The sequence below is a fragment of the Nocardioides alkalitolerans genome (assembly GCA_038184435.1).
Classification (GTDB): Bacteria; Actinomycetota; Actinomycetes; order Propionibacteriales; family Nocardioidaceae; genus Nocardioides; species Nocardioides alkalitolerans_A.
This window is the reverse complement of sequence record CP116227.1, coordinates 2,010,781-2,026,966: the sequence shown is the minus strand read 5'-3', so window position 1 is coordinate 2,026,966 and position 16,186 is coordinate 2,010,781. Positions and strand designations below refer to the sequence as shown.

Here is a 16,186-nt window from a genome sequence, read left to right as displayed (position 1 = left end):
GCCGGACCGGCTCAGCCCACCGTCCGCGGCGTCCAGACGCGGCCGTGGTCGACCCGGGTCGACGTCGCTCCGACGATGAGCAGGCACTTCATGTCGACGGTCGTCGGGTCGAGCTCGCCGAGCGTCGTCACGCGCAGCTCCTCCTCGTCGCGGCCGACGTCGCGGCCGACGACGACGACGGTGGCGGCGTCGCGCACCTCGAGCAGCACCTTGAGCGCGTCGCCCAGCTGGTCGGGACGGCTGGCCGAGCGCGGGTTGTAGATCCCGAGCACCAGGTCCGCCTCCGCGACCGCGCGCAGGCGCCGCTCCAGCACCTCCCACGGCTTCAGCCGGTCCGACAGGCTGACGACGGCGAAGTCTCCGCCGATCGGCGCCCCCGCGCGGGCCGCCACGGCCTGCACCGCCGAGACCCCCGGGACGACGCGGACGGGCACCGCGGCGTACGTCGCGTCCTCGGCCGCCGCCGCGACCTGCGCCTCGAGCACGGCGGTCGCCATGCCGAAGACCCCGGCGTCCCCGCCCGAGACGACGGCGACGCGCTCGCCGCGGCGCGCCAGGTCCAGCGCGAGCCGGCCGCGGTCGACCTCGACGGTGTTGCCGCTCGCGTGCCGGGTGAGGCCCTCGCGGTGGGGGACCCGCTTGACGTACGGCGCGTACCCGACCACGTGGTCCACCTCGGCGAGCACCGCGGAGGCCTCGGGCGTCAGCCAGTGCGCGGGGCCGGGACCGAGGCCGACGACGACGATCTCGGCGGGAGCGTCCACCGGGACCGCCTCCGCCGACGGCGAGGCCGTCGCCGCCTCGCCCGTGCGCCGTCCGACCCCCTGCAGGGAGTCGCCCGCGACGACGATGAGCGAGAAGTACGGCACGCTGTCGGGGTCGACGTCCGCGACCCGGAGGTGGCGCTCGGTGTCCATCGAGGCCCGCTCGACGTAGACCGCGTGCTCCAGCCGCCCCGCCGTCGCCAGCGCCCGCCGCACCGTGGGGAAGCGCCGACCGAGCTTCATGATGATCGCCCCGTCGGTGTCGGCCAGGCGCCGCGCGAGCTCCGTCTCGGGCAGCGTGCCTGGGAGGATCGTCAGCACGTCGGTCTGCCGCACCAGGGGCGAGGCGATCGTCGCCGTGGCGGCGGCGAAGGCCGGCACGCCGGCGACGACCTCGGTCTCGAAGCGCTCCGACAGGGCGTCGTGCATGTACATGTACGACCCGTAGAACATCGGGTCGCCCTCGGCGAGGAGCACGACGTCGCGACCGGCCTCGAGGTGGGCGGCCAGGCGCGCGGCCGACTCCAGGTAGAAGTCGGCCATCGCCCCGGCGTACCCGCCCGGGTGGTCGGTGCCGCCCGTCGTCACCGGGTAGACGAGCTCCTCCTCGACGGCGGTCGGCGGGATCAGCCCCGCGGCGATGCGCCGCGCGTTGGACTGCTTGCCGCGGCCCGCGTGGAAGGCGACGACGTCGGCCGCGCCGATGAGCCGGGCGGCCTTGAGGGTGACCAGCTCGGGGTCGCCGGGACCGACGCCGACGCCGTAGAAGCGACCGGGGGTGGGGGCCGGGGTGCTCACTCCGCCTCCTGGGCGATCGCGTTGAGGGCCGACGCGGTCATCGCGGAGCCACCGCGCCGGCCGTGGACGGTGAGGAACGGGATGCCGTGGGCCGCGGCGTACTCCGCCAGCGCCTCCTTCGACTCCGCCGCGCCGATGAAGCCGACGGGGCAGCCGACGATCGCGGCCGGGGGAGCGCAGCCGTCGGCCAGCATCTCCAGCAGGTGGAACAGCGCCGTCGGTGCGTTGCCGATCGCGACGACGGAGCCCGGGATGCGGTCGGCGAGCACGGAGAGCGCGGCAGCCGAGCGCGTCGTCCCCCAGGCACGGGCCAGGCCCGGCACCCGCGGGTCGTGCAGCGCGCACAGCACCTCGTTGTCGGCCGGCAGGCGGCGACGGGTGACGCCGGAGGCGACCATGTGGGCGTCCGCGACGATGGGCGCGCCGGCGGCGAGGGCGCGGCGGGCGGACCCGACGAGGTCGGGGGAGACCACGACCATCGGGGCGAGGTCGGTCTGGCCCGTGCCGTGCACCATGCGCACGACGACGCGCTCGGCGTCGGACGGCACGTGGGACAGGTCGGCCTCGGCGCGGATCGTGGCGAACGAGTCGACGTAGATCGCCTGCCCGTCGCCCTCGTAGGGATAGCGACGCGTGGGCCGCACCGGCTCCTCGGGCTCGTCCGCGTCCGGCACGACGGGCGCGCCCGCGCCGGGCAGGAGCAGCGAGCGCCACGGCGTCACGACGACGCGGGCGTCGTCGGCCAGGCCGTCGAGCAGGATCGCGAGGGTGCCCGGCTCGAGGCGCCCGTCGGGCACCTCGACGTGCCGGTGGAGACCGGCGGGGGTGTCGAGCTCGCCGTACGCCGGCGGTTCCGTCGCCGCCGGGAGCCGCGGGTCGGGCGGGGATGCCGGGAGCCCCGGCACGACGAGGGCCGCGGGCAGCTCGTCGACGTGCCACGGCGCCTCGGCGCCGAGGTCGAGCGCGGCGCGCGCGGCGCGGAACGCGTGGGCCACCCGGACCATCGCGGGCACCGCGTCGCCGACGGGAACCACCGGGCCCCAGGTCGTGCCCCAGCGCAGCTGGACGGTGTCGCCCCCGAGGGCCACGAGGCCGACGTCGGCGCCGCGGGTGAGCACGTCCCCCCGGCCGTCGTCGAGCACGAAGAGGAAGCGCGCCGAGAGGTCGGCGAGGTCGGCGTCGGCGCGGACGGCGGCGTCGAGGTCGGCCGCCACCCCGCGGAGGTCGGCGCGTCCACCGACGAGCCCGGTGAGGGGCGAGACCAGGATGTTGCGGACCAGCTCGTGGCTGGGCGAGGGCAGCAGCCCGGTCGCCGCGAGCGCAGCCACCACGTCGGCGGGCAGCACGTCGCCGACCAGCGGCAGCGCCCGCACCTGCACGTTGGCGCGGCGGGTCAGGTGGAGGTCCCCGTCGCCGTACGTCGCGGAGACCGCCGCCAGTGCACGCAGCTGCCCGACGGTCACGGCCCCGCCCACGAGGCGCAGGCGCACCAGCCCGCCGTCCTCGGCGGGCCAGGGACGGGAGACGCCGGGACACAGGTCGGTGCGGGTGCGCGTGGTCATGCGGGTCCTCGCTGGTCAGCGGGCCCGTTCGCGAAGCCCGTCGTCCTCGACCGGGTGGCGGCTGCCGCCCGGTGCCAGCAGGTCTTCGGACTCGGGGTCGTCCGAGCGGAGCGCCTTCCCGGAGGGCCCTCCAGTGGCTGCGTGCCCCGCCCGTCGCCCACACCGCTGCGCGTCAGTCCCGGACTCCCACCGGGTTCCCTGCCCCCTCGCGGGGGTCGACTGGCGGCGGTGACCTTACCAACCGTCCTCGGTGACGAAGTCGGCGAGAGGTCGCGCGGTGGTCCATCCGTCGAGCTCGAGCGCCGGGCGGTCGGGGAACGCGGGCACCGGACCGAGGCACAGCACCGCCACCGGCTCGGCCCCGGCGGGCATGCCGACCAGCTCCGCCAGGGCGTCGGGCTCGAACAGCGAGACCCACCCCATGCCGAGACCCTCGGCACGGGCGGCGAGCCACAGGTTCTGGATCGCGCAGGCGACCGACGCGAGGTCCATGTGGGGCATGGTGCGCCGGCCGAACACGTGCGGCTCGCGGCCCTCGCGCAGCGCCACGACGAGCAGCTCCGCGCACTCCCGGACTCCCTCGACCTTGAGCCGCAGGAACTCCGCCGCGCGCTCGTCCAGGGCCGCGGCCGTGGCGCGGCGCTCCTCGTCCACGAGGGCGTGGATGCCGCTCCGCAGCTCCGGCGAGGTGATGCGCACGAACCGCCACGGCTGCATGAGGCCGACGCTCGGCCCGGCGTGCGCGGCGGCCAGCAGGCGGGCGAGCACGTCCGCGGGCACCGTCGCCCCGGGCAGGAACCGGCGCATGTCGCGCCGCTCGCCGATGGCCCGGTAGACCGCCGCGCGCTCGTCGGCGGTGAAGGCGTGGGGCGAGACCGGCGCCGGTGCGGGGGTGGGGTCCGAGGGCGTCACGGCGGGCGAGGCTAGCCGCTGGCGCTCGTGCGACGTACGCCACACGACCCGGGGCGGTCGCGTGCTGCTAGGTTCCGGAGCGCCAGTCGTGCTCACGCAGAGCCAGGGAACCCGGTGCGAATCCGGGACTGACGCGCAGCGGTGAGGGTGACGGGCGGGACACACGCCACTGGGCCCCGGCCTGGGAAGGCGTCCCGTCCGGACGAGCCCGAGTCCGAAGACCTGCTGGCCGCGGCGTCCGCGTTCCGAGCGGGCCGTCGCGTCACCTGTCCGCCTGGCTCCGCGACCGAGCCACGACACGAAGGATGGCCATGCCCACCCCTGCCCGCACCCTGCCCACCCGCGCCCTGCCGGCGCTCGTCGCGACCCTCGTCGCCGCCCCGCTCGTCCTCACCGGGTGCGCGGCCTCGGAGGCCGAGGACGCGGCCGGCTCGGTGACCCTGGAGAACTGCGGCGAGGAGGCGTCCTACGACGCGCCCGTCGAGCGGATCGTGGCGACGAGCAACTCCGCCAACGTCGGGACCCTCCTCCGCGTCGGAGCGATCGACCGGATCGCAGCGATGTCGCTCGGTGCCGGCAACGACGCGCTCATGGACGCCCTCTTCGACGTCGAGGTCGGCGACGTGCCGCGGCTCGTCAGCCCGATCTCGATGGAGGCGGTCGTGGGCGCGGAGCCCGACCTGCTCGTCGGGTCCTACTCGGGCCTCTTCTCGGGCTCGTCCGGTGTCACCCGCGAGGACGCCGCGGAGCGCGGCATCCCGACCTACGTCATCTCCGACTCCTGCCGCCAGGACCCCGCGGCGGGCGCCTCCTCGGCCCTCGGCACGATGGATCCCTGGGACGCCGTGCGCGCGGACCTCGCGAACTACGGCGCGCTCACCGGCCACGAGGACGAGGCCGCCGCGGCCCGGGCGGAGCTCGACGAGCGCCTCGCCGCCCTGGCCGACGCCCCGCGTGGCGACGCCCCGCCGAGCGTCCTGCTCTTCGACTCCGGCGAGACGGACCTCTACACGTCGGGTCGCAACGGCCCGCCCCAGGGGATCATCGAGGCGGCCGGCGCGACCAACGTCTTCGACGACGAGGACACGACGTGGTTCCGCGCTTCGTGGGAGGCGGTCGCCGAGCGCGAGCCCGACGTCGTCGTGGTCATGGACTACCGCAGCGACGCGGCCGACGAGGTCGAGCAGAAGATCGTGACGATCCGGGACCAGGCGGCGCTCGCCGGTTCGGCCGCGGTCGCGGAGGACCGCATCATCGTGCTCCCGCTGGCGCTGTTCACGAGCGGCTACGGCAACGTCGAGGCGGCGGAGCAGCTGCGGGCCGGCCTCGAGCGGCTCGGCCTGCTCCCCGACTCCGGGATCACGGGCACGATCGACCTCGACGCCCTCCCGTGACGGGGGCGGCGACCGAGGTCGCCCGCCGCGTCCCCACCGCGCCGCTCCTGCTCGTCGCCGGTACGGCGCTGCTCGTCAGCCTGCCGGTCGCGACGGTGTGGGGCACGACGACCCTCGACCTCGGCGTGGTGGTGGACGTGTGGCGGGCCCGGCTCGGCGGCGCCCCGCTGGCGTCGTCGGCGGACACGATCGTCTGGAACATCCGGGCGCCTCGGGTGGTGCTCGCCGCCCTCGTCGGTGCCGCCCTGGCGGTGTCCGGGACGGTGGTGCAGACCCTCGTGCGCAACCCGCTCGCGGACCCCTACCTCCTGGGCGTCTCCGCCGGGGCGAGCGTCGGGGCGACCGCGGTGCTCACCCTCGGTGTCCTCAGCGTTCTGGGCACGTGGGCGCTCACCGCGGGCGCGATGACCGGCGCGGTGCTCGCCGCCGTCGTGGTCTTCGGGGTCACGCTCGCGCAGGGCGGGCTGACACCGCTCCGGCTCGTGCTGACGGGCACGGTGCTGGCGTCCGCGTTCTCCGCGACGGCGAGCTACCTGGTGTTCCGCAGCGAGGAGCCGCAGGTCGCGCAGGGCGTGCTGTTCTGGCTGCTCGGCTCGCTCGCGCGGGCGGCGTGGGACCAGCTGCTGCTCCCGGCGGTCGCGCTCGTCCTGGCCGTCGTCGTCCTCGTGGCCGTGCGCGGCTGGCTCGACGGGTTGCTCGCCGGGGCCGACGTCGCCCGGGCGCTCGGGGTGCCGGTGCGCCGGCTCCGCGTGGTGCTCTTCGTCCTGCAGGCCCTTCTGGTCGGGGTGACGGTCGCGGTCGCCGGGGGGATCGGTTTCGTGGGGCTCGTGGTGCCGCACCTCGCCCGCATGCTCGTCGGTCCCCTGCACGGGAGGGTGCTGCCGGTCGCCGCGGTGCTCGGGGCCCTGTTCCTCGTCTGGGTCGACGTGGCCGCGCGCGTGCTGGCGCCCCCGCAGGAGATCCCGCTGGGCGTGGTGACCGGCATCGTGGGGGCACCCGTGTTCCTGCTCCTGCTCGGGCGTCGCCGCTACCGGTTCGGGGGCGAGTCGTGAACGCCCCCGTCCTGACGGCCCGCGGCGTCGCGTGCGGGCGGGGACGACGCCCGGTCCTGGCCGACGTCCACCTGCCGGTACGCCGCGGCGGCAGCCTCGCGCTCGTGGGCCCCAACGGAGCGGGCAAGTCGACGCTGCTGCGCGTGCTCGCCGGGCTCGACGCGCCGCACGCGGGGGTCGTCGAGCTCGACGGGCGCCCGCTGCGCGCCGTACCCGCCCGGGAGCGTGCCCGGCGGCTGGCCGTCGTCGCCCAGCACGAGCTGCCCCCGGCGGACCTGCTGGTGCGCGAGCTCGTCGCGCTCGGCCGGTTGCCGCACCGCTCGCCGTGGCGGTCCGACGACGGTGACGGGCACGCGGACGCGGCGCTCGAGCGGCTCGGGCTCGCCCACCTCGCCGGGCGGGCCGTCGACCACCTGTCCGGTGGTGAGCTGCGCCGGGTGCTCGTCGCGCGCGCCCTGGCCCAGGAGGCGGACGTGCTCCTCCTCGACGAGCCGACCAACCACCTCGACCTGCGCCACCAGCACGAGCTGCTCGCCGCGGTGCGCGACCTGGGGGTCACGGTGGTGGCCGCGATCCACGACCTCGACCTCGCCGGTCGCTACTTCGACGACGTGGCCGTCGTGGACGCCGGCACCGTGTCGGCGCCGGCACCGGCCGCGGACGTCCTCACTCCCGCCCTGCTCGCCGACGTCTTCGGCGTGGCCGCAGTGCGGCTCCAGCACCCGGTCACGGGACGCTGGCACCTCGTCGTCGACCCCCAGGAGAGCCCACGATGACCGAACCGACGACCGACCCGGTCCTGCTCGTCGGCATGTCCGCCCGCGAGGCCGCCGCAGCGGACCGGATGGGGGCGATCGCCGCCACGCTGGGAGCGGAGGTGGCGCACCTCCAGGTGGGCGACCCGTCGCTGTCGGCGGCGCTGACCCGGCTGGCGGACGCCGGCGCCACCCGGGTCGTGCTGCTCGGTGCGAGCCTCGGCACGCTGGCGCCGGCGAACTCCTGGCTGCGCCGCGTCGCCGCCCACTGGTGGCGCGAGCGGGGGGAGGCCGGCGAGCACCGTCCGGAGGTGGCGGTCGCGACGACGCTGGTGCGGGACGAGTCCGACCTCGAGCGCGGTCCGCTCGACGTCACCCGCCCGATCCACGGCAACGAGGTGGGCCTGACCTCCGACGCCTGGGAGGACGTGCCCACCCACCGCCACCACGTGCTCGTCTGCCGGGGACCGCGCTGCAGCGCCCGCGGCGCCGACCGGCTCGCCGAGGTGCTGTCGGCCCACCTCAAGCGCGAGGGCATCGGGGACGACATGGTCCTCGTCACGGGCACGGCGTGCCAGTTCCCCTGCAACCAGGCACCGCTGGTGACGGTCCAGCCCGACGACGTCTGGTACGGCGCGGTCCAGCCGGACGACGTACCGGAGCTGGTCGCGGAGCACCTGCTCGCCGACCGTCCGGTGGACCGCCTGCGGCTGCCGCGGGTCAGGTCATCGACAGCGGCTGGGCCGTCGACTCCAGCACGCTGAGCCACAGGTCGCCGTCGGGGGAGACGTTGTGCGCCCGCTTCGTGACGGCCGGGATCGGCACGTTGACGAACCGGTGCCGCCGGCGCCCGACCACCATGTCGGTGCGTCCCGACATGGCGGCGTGCACGGCGGTCTGGGCCAGGCGCGCGCAGTAGACCGCGTCGGCGGGGTCGGCCGGCACGGAGCGGATCGTGTAGCCGGGGTCGAAGTAGCGCAGCGTGACGACCTCGTCGCGCGCCGCGTAGTCGGCCTTGATCCGCTCGAGCACGTAGCGCGCCGGGTCGGCCAGCACCGCGTTGCCCGACGCGTCGGTGCCGCCCGCGCCGGCCTCGGCCAGCAGCTCCTGCGCGGCGCCCTCCGCGACGACGATGACGGCGTACCCGCGGTCCGCGACGCGGCGCCGCAGGTGCGCGAGCAGGCCGTTGGGCCCGTCCATCGCGAACGGCACCTCGGGGATGAGCACGAAGCTCGCGGTCTGCGAGGCCAAGGCCGCGTAGCAGGCGATGAAGCCGGCGTGGCGCCCCATCGTCTTGACGATGCTGACGCCGTTGAGCGCCCCCTGTGCCTCGACCTTCGCCGCGGTGATGGACTCGGCGGCCTTGGCGAAGGCGGTCTGGAAGCCGAAGCTCTGACCGATGTGGGGGATGTCGTTGTCGATGGTCTTGGGCACGCCCACGACCGCGATCTCGAGACCGCGGCGCTCGACCTCCTCGTGGATGACGTGGGCGCCGCGCATGGAGCCGTCGCCGCCGACCACGAAGAGGATGTCGATGCCGTGACGCACGAGGGTGTCGACCATGACGCCCGGGTCACGTGCCCCCCGGGAGGAACCGAGGATCGTGCCGCCGCGCTCGTGGATGTCGGCCACCGACTCGCGGGTGAGCACCACCGGCTCGAGCCCGGCCGCCGGGTCGAGGCCCGCGTAGCCGTTGCGGAACCCGAGCACCTCGGGAACGCCGTAGTGGTCGTCGAGCGCGCGGACGACGGCGCGGATGACGTTGTTGAGGCCGGGGCAGAGCCCGCCGCAGGTGACGATCGCGGCGCGGGTCGTGCGGGGCGGGAAGAACAGCCGGGCCCGCGGGCCGCCGGCCTCGAAGGTCGCGATCTCCTCCCAGGGCACGTCCCGGCCCTGCACGAGCTCGACCGTGTCGTCCATGAGGATGCGGTCGCTCTCGGCGACGTAGTACTGGTTCGTCGCCCGACCCTCGACGTACGAGGCGAGGGGGGAGTCGAACCTCGGCGCACCGAGTGTCTTGACCTGCAGGTCGGCGAGGGTCACCACGGGTCCTGACCCTATCGGGCGACGAGGGTCCCGGCACGGTGGCCTAGGCTGCCTCCGACCTTCCGCCGACGGACCCAGGAACCCGGTGTGACTCCGGGGCGGTTCCGCCACTGTGAACGACGCCGCGACGCGCGGCGTCCAGCCAGACACTGACCGACGGCGGTCCGATCCGACGGGGCGAGAACCCCGAGGAGGAGCTCCGCCGTGCCGCGTATCGCGCTCGTCTCCACGTCCGACACCGACCTGCTCTCGGCCCGCGCGAGCGGCGTCGACTTCGTCGTCGCCAACCCCTCGCGCCCCGCCCACGAGGGCATGGGGGAGGAGCTGGCCGCCGCCGACCTCGTCGTCGCCCGCATCCTCGGCGGCCCCGACGACCTCTGCAGCGGCTTCCGCCGCGTGGTCGGCACCGGGGTGCCGACCGTCGTCCTCGGCGGCGAGCAGGTGCCCAACGCCGCCCTGATGGAGCGCTCCACGGTGCCCGTCGGCGTGGCCGCCGAGGCCCACCGCTACCTCGCGGAGGGCGGGCCGGAGAACCTCGCGCAGCTGCACGCGTTCCTCTCCGACACGGTGCTGCTCACCGGCGAGGGCTTCGAGCCGCCCGTCGTGCTGCCCGCCTGGGGCTGGGCCGAGCGCCCGGACGCCGCGCCGACCACGGACGGTCCGCGGGTCGGCATCCTCTACTACCGCGCCCACCACGCGTCGGGGAACACGGCCTTCGTGCACGACCTGGCCGACGCGGTCGACGCCGCGGGCGGCGTCGGCCTGCCGATCTTCTCCTCGTCGCTGCGCACCGCTCCCGACGCCCTGTACGACGCGCTCGGCTCCCTCGACGCGCTGATCGTCACCGTCCTGGCGGCGGGCGGGTCGACGCCGGCCGGTGCCAGCGCCGGCGGCGCCGACGAGTCGTGGGACGTCGAGCGGATCGCCGCGCTCGACATCCCGGTGCTGCAGGCCCTGGCCCTCACGAGCAGCCGCGCCGAGTGGGAGGAGTCGGACGACGGCGTCACCCCGCTCGACTCCGCCACCCAGATCGCCATCCCCGAGTTCGACGGCCGCATCATCACGGCGCCGTTCTCCTTCAAGGAGGTCGACGCGGACGGGCTGCCGCGGTACGTCGCGGACGCCGAGCGCTGCCGCCGTGTCGCCGGCATCGCGACCGCCCACGCCCGCCTCCGGCGCACCGAGGCCGCCGAGAAGCGGCTGGTGCTCATGCTCTCGGCGTACCCGACCAAGCACTCCCGGATCGGCAACGCCGTCGGTCTCGACACCCCGGTCTCCGCGATCCGGCTGCTGCGCGCCCTGCGGGCCGAGGGCTACGACCTGGGCCCGGCGGACGGCGAGATCACCCGGCTGCTCGACCTGCCCGACGAGACCGCGGCGGGCGACGCGCTCATCCACGCCCTCATCGCGGCCGGCGGCCAGGACGAGGAGTGGCTGACCAACGCGGACCTGACGGACGCGCACGTGCGGATCACGCCGGAGCAGTACGCCGCGTGGACGGCCGACCTGAGCCCCACGCTGCGCGAGGAGATCGAGGGGGCCTGGGGCCCCGCGCCCGGCAAGCTCTTCGTCAACGACGAGGGCCACGTCGTGCTCGCCACGCTGCGGGCCGGCAACGTCGTGGTCATGATCCAGCCGCCTCGGGGGTTCGGCGAGAACCCGGTGGCGATCTACCACGACCCGGAGATGGCGCCGAGCCACCACTACCTGGCGGCGTACCGCTGGATCGCGGCCGCGCAGGCGGACGGCGGGTTCGGGGCGCACGCGGTGGTGCACCTCGGCAAGCACGGCTCGATGGAGTGGCTGCCGGGCAAGAACGCCGCGCTGTCGGCCGACTGCGCGACCGACGCGGTCGCGGGCGACCTGCCGCTGATCTACCCGTTCCTCGTCAACGACCCGGGCGAGGGTGCGCAGGCCAAGCGCCGCGCCCACGCGACGATCGTCGACCACCTCGTGCCGCCGATGGCGCGGGCCGAGGCGTACGGCGACATCGCCCGCCTCGAGCAGCTGCTCGACGAGTACGGCAACATCGCCGCGATGGACCCGGGCAAGCTGCCCGCGATCCGCGGCGAGATCTGGACGCTCATGCAGGCCGCCCAGATGCACCGCGACCTCGGGCTCGACGAGCGTCCCGAGGACGACGACTTCGACGACTTCATCCTCCACGTCGACGGCTGGCTCTGCGAGGTGAAGGACGCCCAGATCCGCGACGGCCTCCACGTGCTCGGTGGCGCCCCCGAGGGCGAGGCGCGGGTCAACCTCGTGCTGGCGATCCTGCGGGCCACCCAGGTGTGGGGTGGCCAGGCGGGCGCCGTACCGGGCCTGCGGGCGGCCCTCGGCCTCCCGACGGGGGCCGGCAAGGAGCCGACCACCGCGGAGGTGGACGCTGTCGAGACGCGGGCCCGGGCCCTCGTGCTCGGCCTGGAGGAGCGGGGCTGGGACCCGGCCGCCGTGCCGGAGGTCGTCGCGGCGCTCGAGGGCGACGCCGACCCGGCGGTCGCGCAGGTGCTGACGTTCGCCGCGACCGAGGTCGTGCCGCGCCTGGCGCGCACCACCGACGAGCTGACGGCGGTGCTGCACGCGCTCGGCGGCGGGTACGTGCACGCGGGTCCGTCGGGCTCGCCCCTGCGGGGCCTCGTCAACGTGCTGCCGACCGGCCGCAACTTCTACACGGTCGACCCGCGCGCCGTGCCGTCGCGCCTGGCCTACCAAACCGGCGCCGCGATGGCGGAGTCGCTGCTGGCCCGCCACCGCGAGGACACGGGGGAGTGGCCGGCCTCCGTCGGACTCTCCGCGTGGGGCACCTCGGCGATGCGCACGAGCGGCGACGACGTGGCCGAGGTGCTCGCGCTCCTCGGCGTGCGTCCCACCTGGGACGAGATGTCGCGCCGCGTCAACGGCCTCGAGGCCGTCCCGCTCGACGAGCTGGGCCGCCCGCGCATCGACGTCACGCTGCGCATCTCCGGGTTCTTCCGCGACGCGTTCCCGCACGTGGTGGAGATGCTCGACGACGCGGTGCGCATGGTGGCCGAGCTCGACGAACCGGCCGAGCTCAACTTCGTGCGGGCCCACGCCCAGGCCGACCTCGCCCGCCACGGCGACAAGCGCCGGGCCACGACCCGCATCTTCGGCTCCGCGCCGGGTGCCTACGGCGCCGGCGTGCTGCAGGCCATCGAGTCGGGCAACTGGCGCACCGACGACGACCTGGCGGAGGTCTACACGGCGTGGGGCGGCTTCGCCTACGGCCGCGACCTCGGCGGCGTCGCGGCGACGGAGGACATGCAGGAGAACTACAAGCGCATCGCCGTCGCGGCGAAGAACCTCGACACCCGCGAGCACGACATCGCGGACTCGGGCGACTACTTCGAGTACCACGGCGGCATGGTCGCCACCGTCCGCGCGCTGACGGGCACCGCACCGCGGGCGTACGTCGGCGACTCGACCTCGCCCGACGCCGTCCGCACCCGCTCGCTCGCCGAGGAGACGGCCCGCGTCTTCCGGGCCCGCGTCGTCAACCCGCGCTGGATCTCCGCGATGCAGCGCCACGGCTACAAGGGCGCCTTCGAGCTCGCGGCGACGGTGGACTACCTCTTCGGCTTCGACGCGACGGCCGGCGTGGTGCGCGACGACATGTACGAGTCGCTTGCCCGCGCCTACGTGCTCGACGAGGACGTGCAGGCGTTCCTGCGCCAGTCGAACCCGTGGGCGCTGCGCGGCATGGTCGAGCGGCTCTCCGAGGCGGCCGACCGCGGCATGTGGGCCGAGCCGGACCCCGAGGTCGTGGCGGCGATGCAGAAGGTCTACCTCGAGGTCGAGGGCGAGATCGAGGACCGGTGAGCCCGTCGTGAGCCCGCGCCGCCTCCACGTCGTCGGCCTCGGCTGCGGCGACCCCGCACAGCTGACCGGGCAGGCGGTCGCGGCGCTGCGCGGGGCGGCCTACGCGCTCGCGCCGCGCAAGGACCGCGGGGACGGCGGCGACCCGCTCCTCGCCGTACGGCGCGCCCTCCTCGCCGAGGTCGCCCCCGGCCTGGAGGTGGTCGAGGTCGCCGACCCCGAGCGCGACCGGTCGGCGCGCGTCGCGGGTGACGCCGCGGCGTACCGGGGTGCGGTGGCGGACTGGCACGCGGCGCGGACGGCGGCCTACGAGCGGGTGCTCCTCGAGCGGCCCGGCGACGTGGCGCTGCTGGTGTGGGGGGACCCGGCGTTCTACGACTCGACGCTGCGGATCGTCGACGCGGTGCTGGCGCGGGGTGCGGTGACGGCGGAGGTCGTGGTGGTGCCGGGCATCTCGAGCCTGCAGCTGCTGGCCGCGGCCCACCGCATCGTGCTGCACGAGGTGGGGCAGCCGATCACCGTCACCACGGGGCGGCGCCTGCGCGAGGCGGTGGACGCCGGCGCCGACAACGTGCTCGTCATGCTCAACGCCTCGCTCGACCTGGCCGGGCTCGAGGACTGGACGATCTGGTGGGCCGCCAACCTGTCCGCGCCCAGCGAGCGGCTGGTCGCGGGACGGGTCGGCGACGTGCTCGACGAGGTGCTCGCCGCGCGCGCGGCGGCGAAGGCCGAGGCGGGGTGGGTCATGGACGCCTACCTGCTGCGGGCGCCGGGGGCGGACGGGTGAGGGACGGGCCCGAAGGACCGGCCGAGCTCGACGTGCTGCTGGCGGCCGTCGATGCCGTGCACGCCGCGGACCCGCGCTTCGCGACGTGGCCGGAGCCGTGGGACGGTCCGCCGCCCGACGACGCCTATCGCCGGGTCACGCGACCCGAGCGCTACCGGACCATCGCCGCGCGGGTCGCGGCCTGGTGCCGGGTGCTCGTGGACGCGGGTCTCGCCGTGCGGGACCCGGCGGTCGCGCCGTGGGGCTGGTCGCCCACGAACGGGCCCGAGGACCTCACCCGGTTGCGCCCCGTCGTCGACGGCGCCCTGCCGCTCCTGCTCGACGTCGGCTCGACCGACGTGCAGGGCGACCAGGTGCGGATCGGGGTCGGTGAGCCGGCGGTGGAGGTGGCGGTGGTCCCGCACTGCGGCTGCGACGCCTGCGACGGCGGGTCGGAGGGCCTGCTCGACGCGATCGACGGTGTCATCGGCTCGGTGGTGGCGGGCGTGCTGGTCCACGAGTCCGGCGACGGGTGGTCGAGGACGGTGACCCTCGAGGGGTGGTCCACGTCCAACCCTGACCGTGCCGACGCCGACCGGGCGGAGGCCGCGCGCACGGGCCGTCGGCGGTGGCGGACGGTCGCCGGGCCGGCGTGGTGGAGCTGATCGGGACCGCCGGCCGTCACGGGTGATGGATCCTGCGGAACGGATGCCGTGCGAAGGCGCCCTGGACTGCATCCGTTCCGCAGGACTCAGCGCGTCGGTGCGGGATGCTGTGCGGACCGGCCCGACGGGAGGAGACGCGATGCGGACACGAGGGACCGACGAGGTCGAACGTCTCGGTGAGCTCAAGAGCCAGTGCGACGCGGCGTGCCTGACCGTCGTACCCGCCTCGCTGGGTGTCCCAGCGCTGGCAGCGCACTGGAGGATCGACCTCGACGCGCCGGTCGAGGTCACCGCTGACGGCCCCCCGTACGACCCCTCCGGGCGGACCTTGCACGGGTATCTCTGGTTCATCCGGGCCGGGGACCACACTCTCGTCGTCGAGGAGAACGGCTTCCGGGGCGACGAGGACGAGCTGTTGGCGCGCCTCAGCGCGGAGTCGGGCGGCGCGCGCGTGGCATCGGCCTTCTGGAACGTCAACGCGGTGGTCAGGTTCGGGGCGGCGGAGGGAGGACGCACGGTCGTCCCGTCGGAGGAGGTGCGCTACGGAGAGCCCACGCCACCGGAGGCCGCGGAGCTCGACGACCTGCTGGCCCCGTTCCGCACGCTGCCCGAGCCGCCGGAGGAGGGTCCGTGGATCGACCCCGACGTCGGTCCGTCCTGGGAGGGCACGGCAGTGGCCATGCTCCTGCGCTGGACCGGGGTGACGTTGCCCGAGGACCTGTTCGATCTCGAGGCGCACACCGTCTATCTCTGGTCGGTGTGACGGTCGGAGGCTCCGCGAAAGGGTCACGAACGACGTCGGATCAGCCCCAGCGACTGTCGTCCGTGACCCTTTCGGGATCCGGCGGCGCAGCACTTCACAGCACACCCCGACGCCCGTCTCAGCGGACCTGAAGGATCACCCGGCACCGTCGAGGGCACCCGACCCCGCTGACCGAGGAGCCCCGATGACGTCGTTCCCCGCCCCGCCCGACCCCGCCGCGCGCCAGGCCGACCACAGCGACCACAGCGACCTCGTCGTCGTCGGCGGCGTCCCCGGCGCCGGCAAGTCGACGGTGATCGCGAGCGTCGCCCAGGCGCCGGGCGTCGCGGCGCTCGATCCCGACCACCTCCGCGCACCGGTGGCACGGCGGTGGCCCGCACTGCCGTACCGCGCCTACCGCTGGGCCGTCCACACCGTGCACACGGTCCTCGCCTGGGCGGTCGTGCTGGTGGGTCCGCGCCTGCTCCGGCACTGGCCGGGGCGAGCGGCCCGCGTGCTCCTCGTCCACGAGACGGCGACCCGCCACACCCGTCGCCGCCTGCTCCTCCGGGCGGCCGTACGGCGCGGCTGGCGCCCCACCCTGCTGCTCGTCGACGCCACGCGTGACGAGGCGATCGCCGGGCAGCAGGCCCGCGGGCGGGTGGTGCACCCGCTGTCCTTCGACCGCCACTGGTCGCGGTGGACCGACCTGCGGTCCGCGCAGATCCTGCGTCAGCTGGACGGCGCCGAGGAGCCCTGGGACACCCGCCTCGTCCCGCGGGGCTTCGCCGTGCCGGTGCTCGTCGCGACCGTCGGCGTCGGAGCGCTCACCGCCGCCTGACGCAGCCGTGGCCCCAGCGCCACGGACACCCGCGCGCTGGGGCCACGACCAGGAG

At 75.4% G+C, this 16,186-nt stretch carries 13 protein-coding genes, 1 pseudogene and 2 riboswitches; of the genes and pseudogenes, 9 read left to right on the top strand and 5 right to left on the bottom strand.

Going from position 1 to position 16,186, the window contains the following annotated elements; genetic code table 11:
- Positions 1–11: 11 nt before the first annotated feature.
- The 4 genes and pseudogenes from PIR53_09725 to bluB all read right to left on the bottom strand — a co-directional run bounded on the left by PIR53_09725 (position 12) and on the right by bluB (position 4,036).
- Entirely contained in the window at positions 12–1,562 is a 1,551-nt protein-coding gene (locus PIR53_09725; GenBank protein ID WZH54250.1) for a precorrin-2 C(20)-methyltransferase, read from the bottom strand.
- Complete coding sequence (locus PIR53_09720; protein ID WZH54434.1) at positions 1,559–2,161, bottom strand: precorrin-8X methylmutase; 603 nt, start codon at positions 2,159–2,161, stop codon at positions 1,559–1,561. Before PIR53_09720 ends, PIR53_09725 begins: the two co-directional genes overlap by 4 nt.
- A gap of 774 nt (positions 2,162–2,935) precedes the next feature.
- A pseudogene (locus PIR53_09715) lies at positions 2,936–3,124 on the bottom strand (nitrite reductase).
- A 79-nt stretch (positions 3,125–3,203) separates the two neighbouring features.
- A riboswitch (cobalamin riboswitch) is annotated at positions 3,204–3,324 on the bottom strand.
- A 34-nt stretch (positions 3,325–3,358) separates the two neighbouring features.
- Entirely contained in the window at positions 3,359–4,036 is a 678-nt protein-coding gene (bluB, locus tag PIR53_09710) for a 5,6-dimethylbenzimidazole synthase (protein ID WZH54249.1), read from the bottom strand.
- Positions 4,037–4,102: 66 nt separating this feature from the next.
- Positions 4,103–4,281, top strand: a riboswitch (cobalamin riboswitch).
- Positions 4,282–4,347: 66 nt separating this feature from the next.
- Here bluB and PIR53_09705 point away from each other — a divergent pair.
- The 4 genes from PIR53_09705 to PIR53_09690 are packed head-to-tail and all read left to right on the top strand — an operon-like array spanning position 4,348 to position 8,001.
- Positions 4,348–5,430 carry an ABC transporter substrate-binding protein gene (locus PIR53_09705; GenBank protein WZH54248.1) on the top strand — a complete coding sequence of 361 codons (1,083 nt, stop codon included), beginning with the start codon at positions 4,348–4,350 and terminating at the stop codon, positions 5,428–5,430.
- Positions 5,427–6,482 (top strand): iron ABC transporter permease, encoded by a 1,056-nt coding sequence (locus PIR53_09700; GenBank protein ID WZH54247.1) that lies wholly within the window; start codon positions 5,427–5,429, stop codon positions 6,480–6,482. Before PIR53_09705 ends, PIR53_09700 begins: the two co-directional genes overlap by 4 nt.
- Positions 6,479–7,258, top strand: a complete 780-nt coding sequence (locus tag PIR53_09695; GenBank protein WZH54246.1) for an ABC transporter ATP-binding protein — start codon at positions 6,479–6,481, stop codon at positions 7,256–7,258. The genes PIR53_09700 and PIR53_09695 overlap by 4 nt, the downstream gene beginning before the upstream one ends.
- Complete coding sequence (locus tag PIR53_09690) at positions 7,255–8,001, top strand: NAD(P)H-dependent oxidoreductase subunit E (GenBank protein WZH54245.1); 747 nt, start codon at positions 7,255–7,257, stop codon at positions 7,999–8,001. Before PIR53_09695 ends, PIR53_09690 begins: the two co-directional genes overlap by 4 nt.
- Here the strand turns inward: PIR53_09690 and PIR53_09685 are convergent.
- Complete coding sequence (locus PIR53_09685; GenBank protein WZH54244.1) at positions 7,958–9,283, bottom strand: ATP-dependent 6-phosphofructokinase; 1,326 nt, start codon at positions 9,281–9,283, stop codon at positions 7,958–7,960. The two genes, PIR53_09690 and PIR53_09685, sit on opposite strands and share 44 nt — an antisense overlap.
- A gap of 204 nt (positions 9,284–9,487) precedes the next feature.
- Here PIR53_09685 and cobN point away from each other — a divergent pair, with 204 nt between their 5' ends.
- The 5 genes from cobN to PIR53_09660 all read left to right on the top strand — a co-directional run bounded on the left by cobN (position 9,488) and on the right by PIR53_09660 (position 16,131).
- Positions 9,488–13,120, top strand: a complete 3,633-nt coding sequence (gene cobN, locus PIR53_09680) for a cobaltochelatase subunit CobN (GenBank protein ID WZH54243.1) — start codon at positions 9,488–9,490, stop codon at positions 13,118–13,120.
- Between the two features lie 7 nt (positions 13,121–13,127).
- Entirely contained in the window at positions 13,128–13,904 is a 777-nt protein-coding gene (gene cobF / locus PIR53_09675) for a precorrin-6A synthase (deacetylating) (GenBank protein WZH54242.1), read from the top strand.
- Positions 13,901–14,548, top strand: a complete 648-nt coding sequence (locus tag PIR53_09670; protein WZH54241.1) for a DUF6226 family protein — start codon at positions 13,901–13,903, stop codon at positions 14,546–14,548. Before cobF ends, PIR53_09670 begins: the two co-directional genes overlap by 4 nt.
- A gap of 139 nt (positions 14,549–14,687) precedes the next feature.
- Entirely contained in the window at positions 14,688–15,311 is a 624-nt protein-coding gene (locus tag PIR53_09665) for a DUF6461 domain-containing protein (protein WZH54240.1), read from the top strand.
- 184 nt (positions 15,312–15,495) lie between these two features.
- Complete coding sequence (locus PIR53_09660; GenBank protein WZH54239.1) at positions 15,496–16,131, top strand: zeta toxin family protein; 636 nt, start codon at positions 15,496–15,498, stop codon at positions 16,129–16,131.
- Positions 16,132–16,186: the final 55 nt, after the last annotated feature.

Coding starts and splice junctions, on each gene's coding strand:
- PIR53_09690 (WZH54245.1), top strand. CDS start 7,255: ATGACCGAACCGACGACCGACCCGGTCCTGCTCGTCGGCATGTCCGCC.
- PIR53_09665 (WZH54240.1), top strand. CDS start 14,688: ATGCGGACACGAGGGACCGACGAGGTCGAACGTCTCGGTGAGCTCAAG.
- PIR53_09660 (WZH54239.1), top strand. CDS start 15,496: ATGACGTCGTTCCCCGCCCCGCCCGACCCCGCCGCGCGCCAGGCCGAC.
- PIR53_09705 (WZH54248.1), top strand. CDS start 4,348: ATGCCCACCCCTGCCCGCACCCTGCCCACCCGCGCCCTGCCGGCGCTC.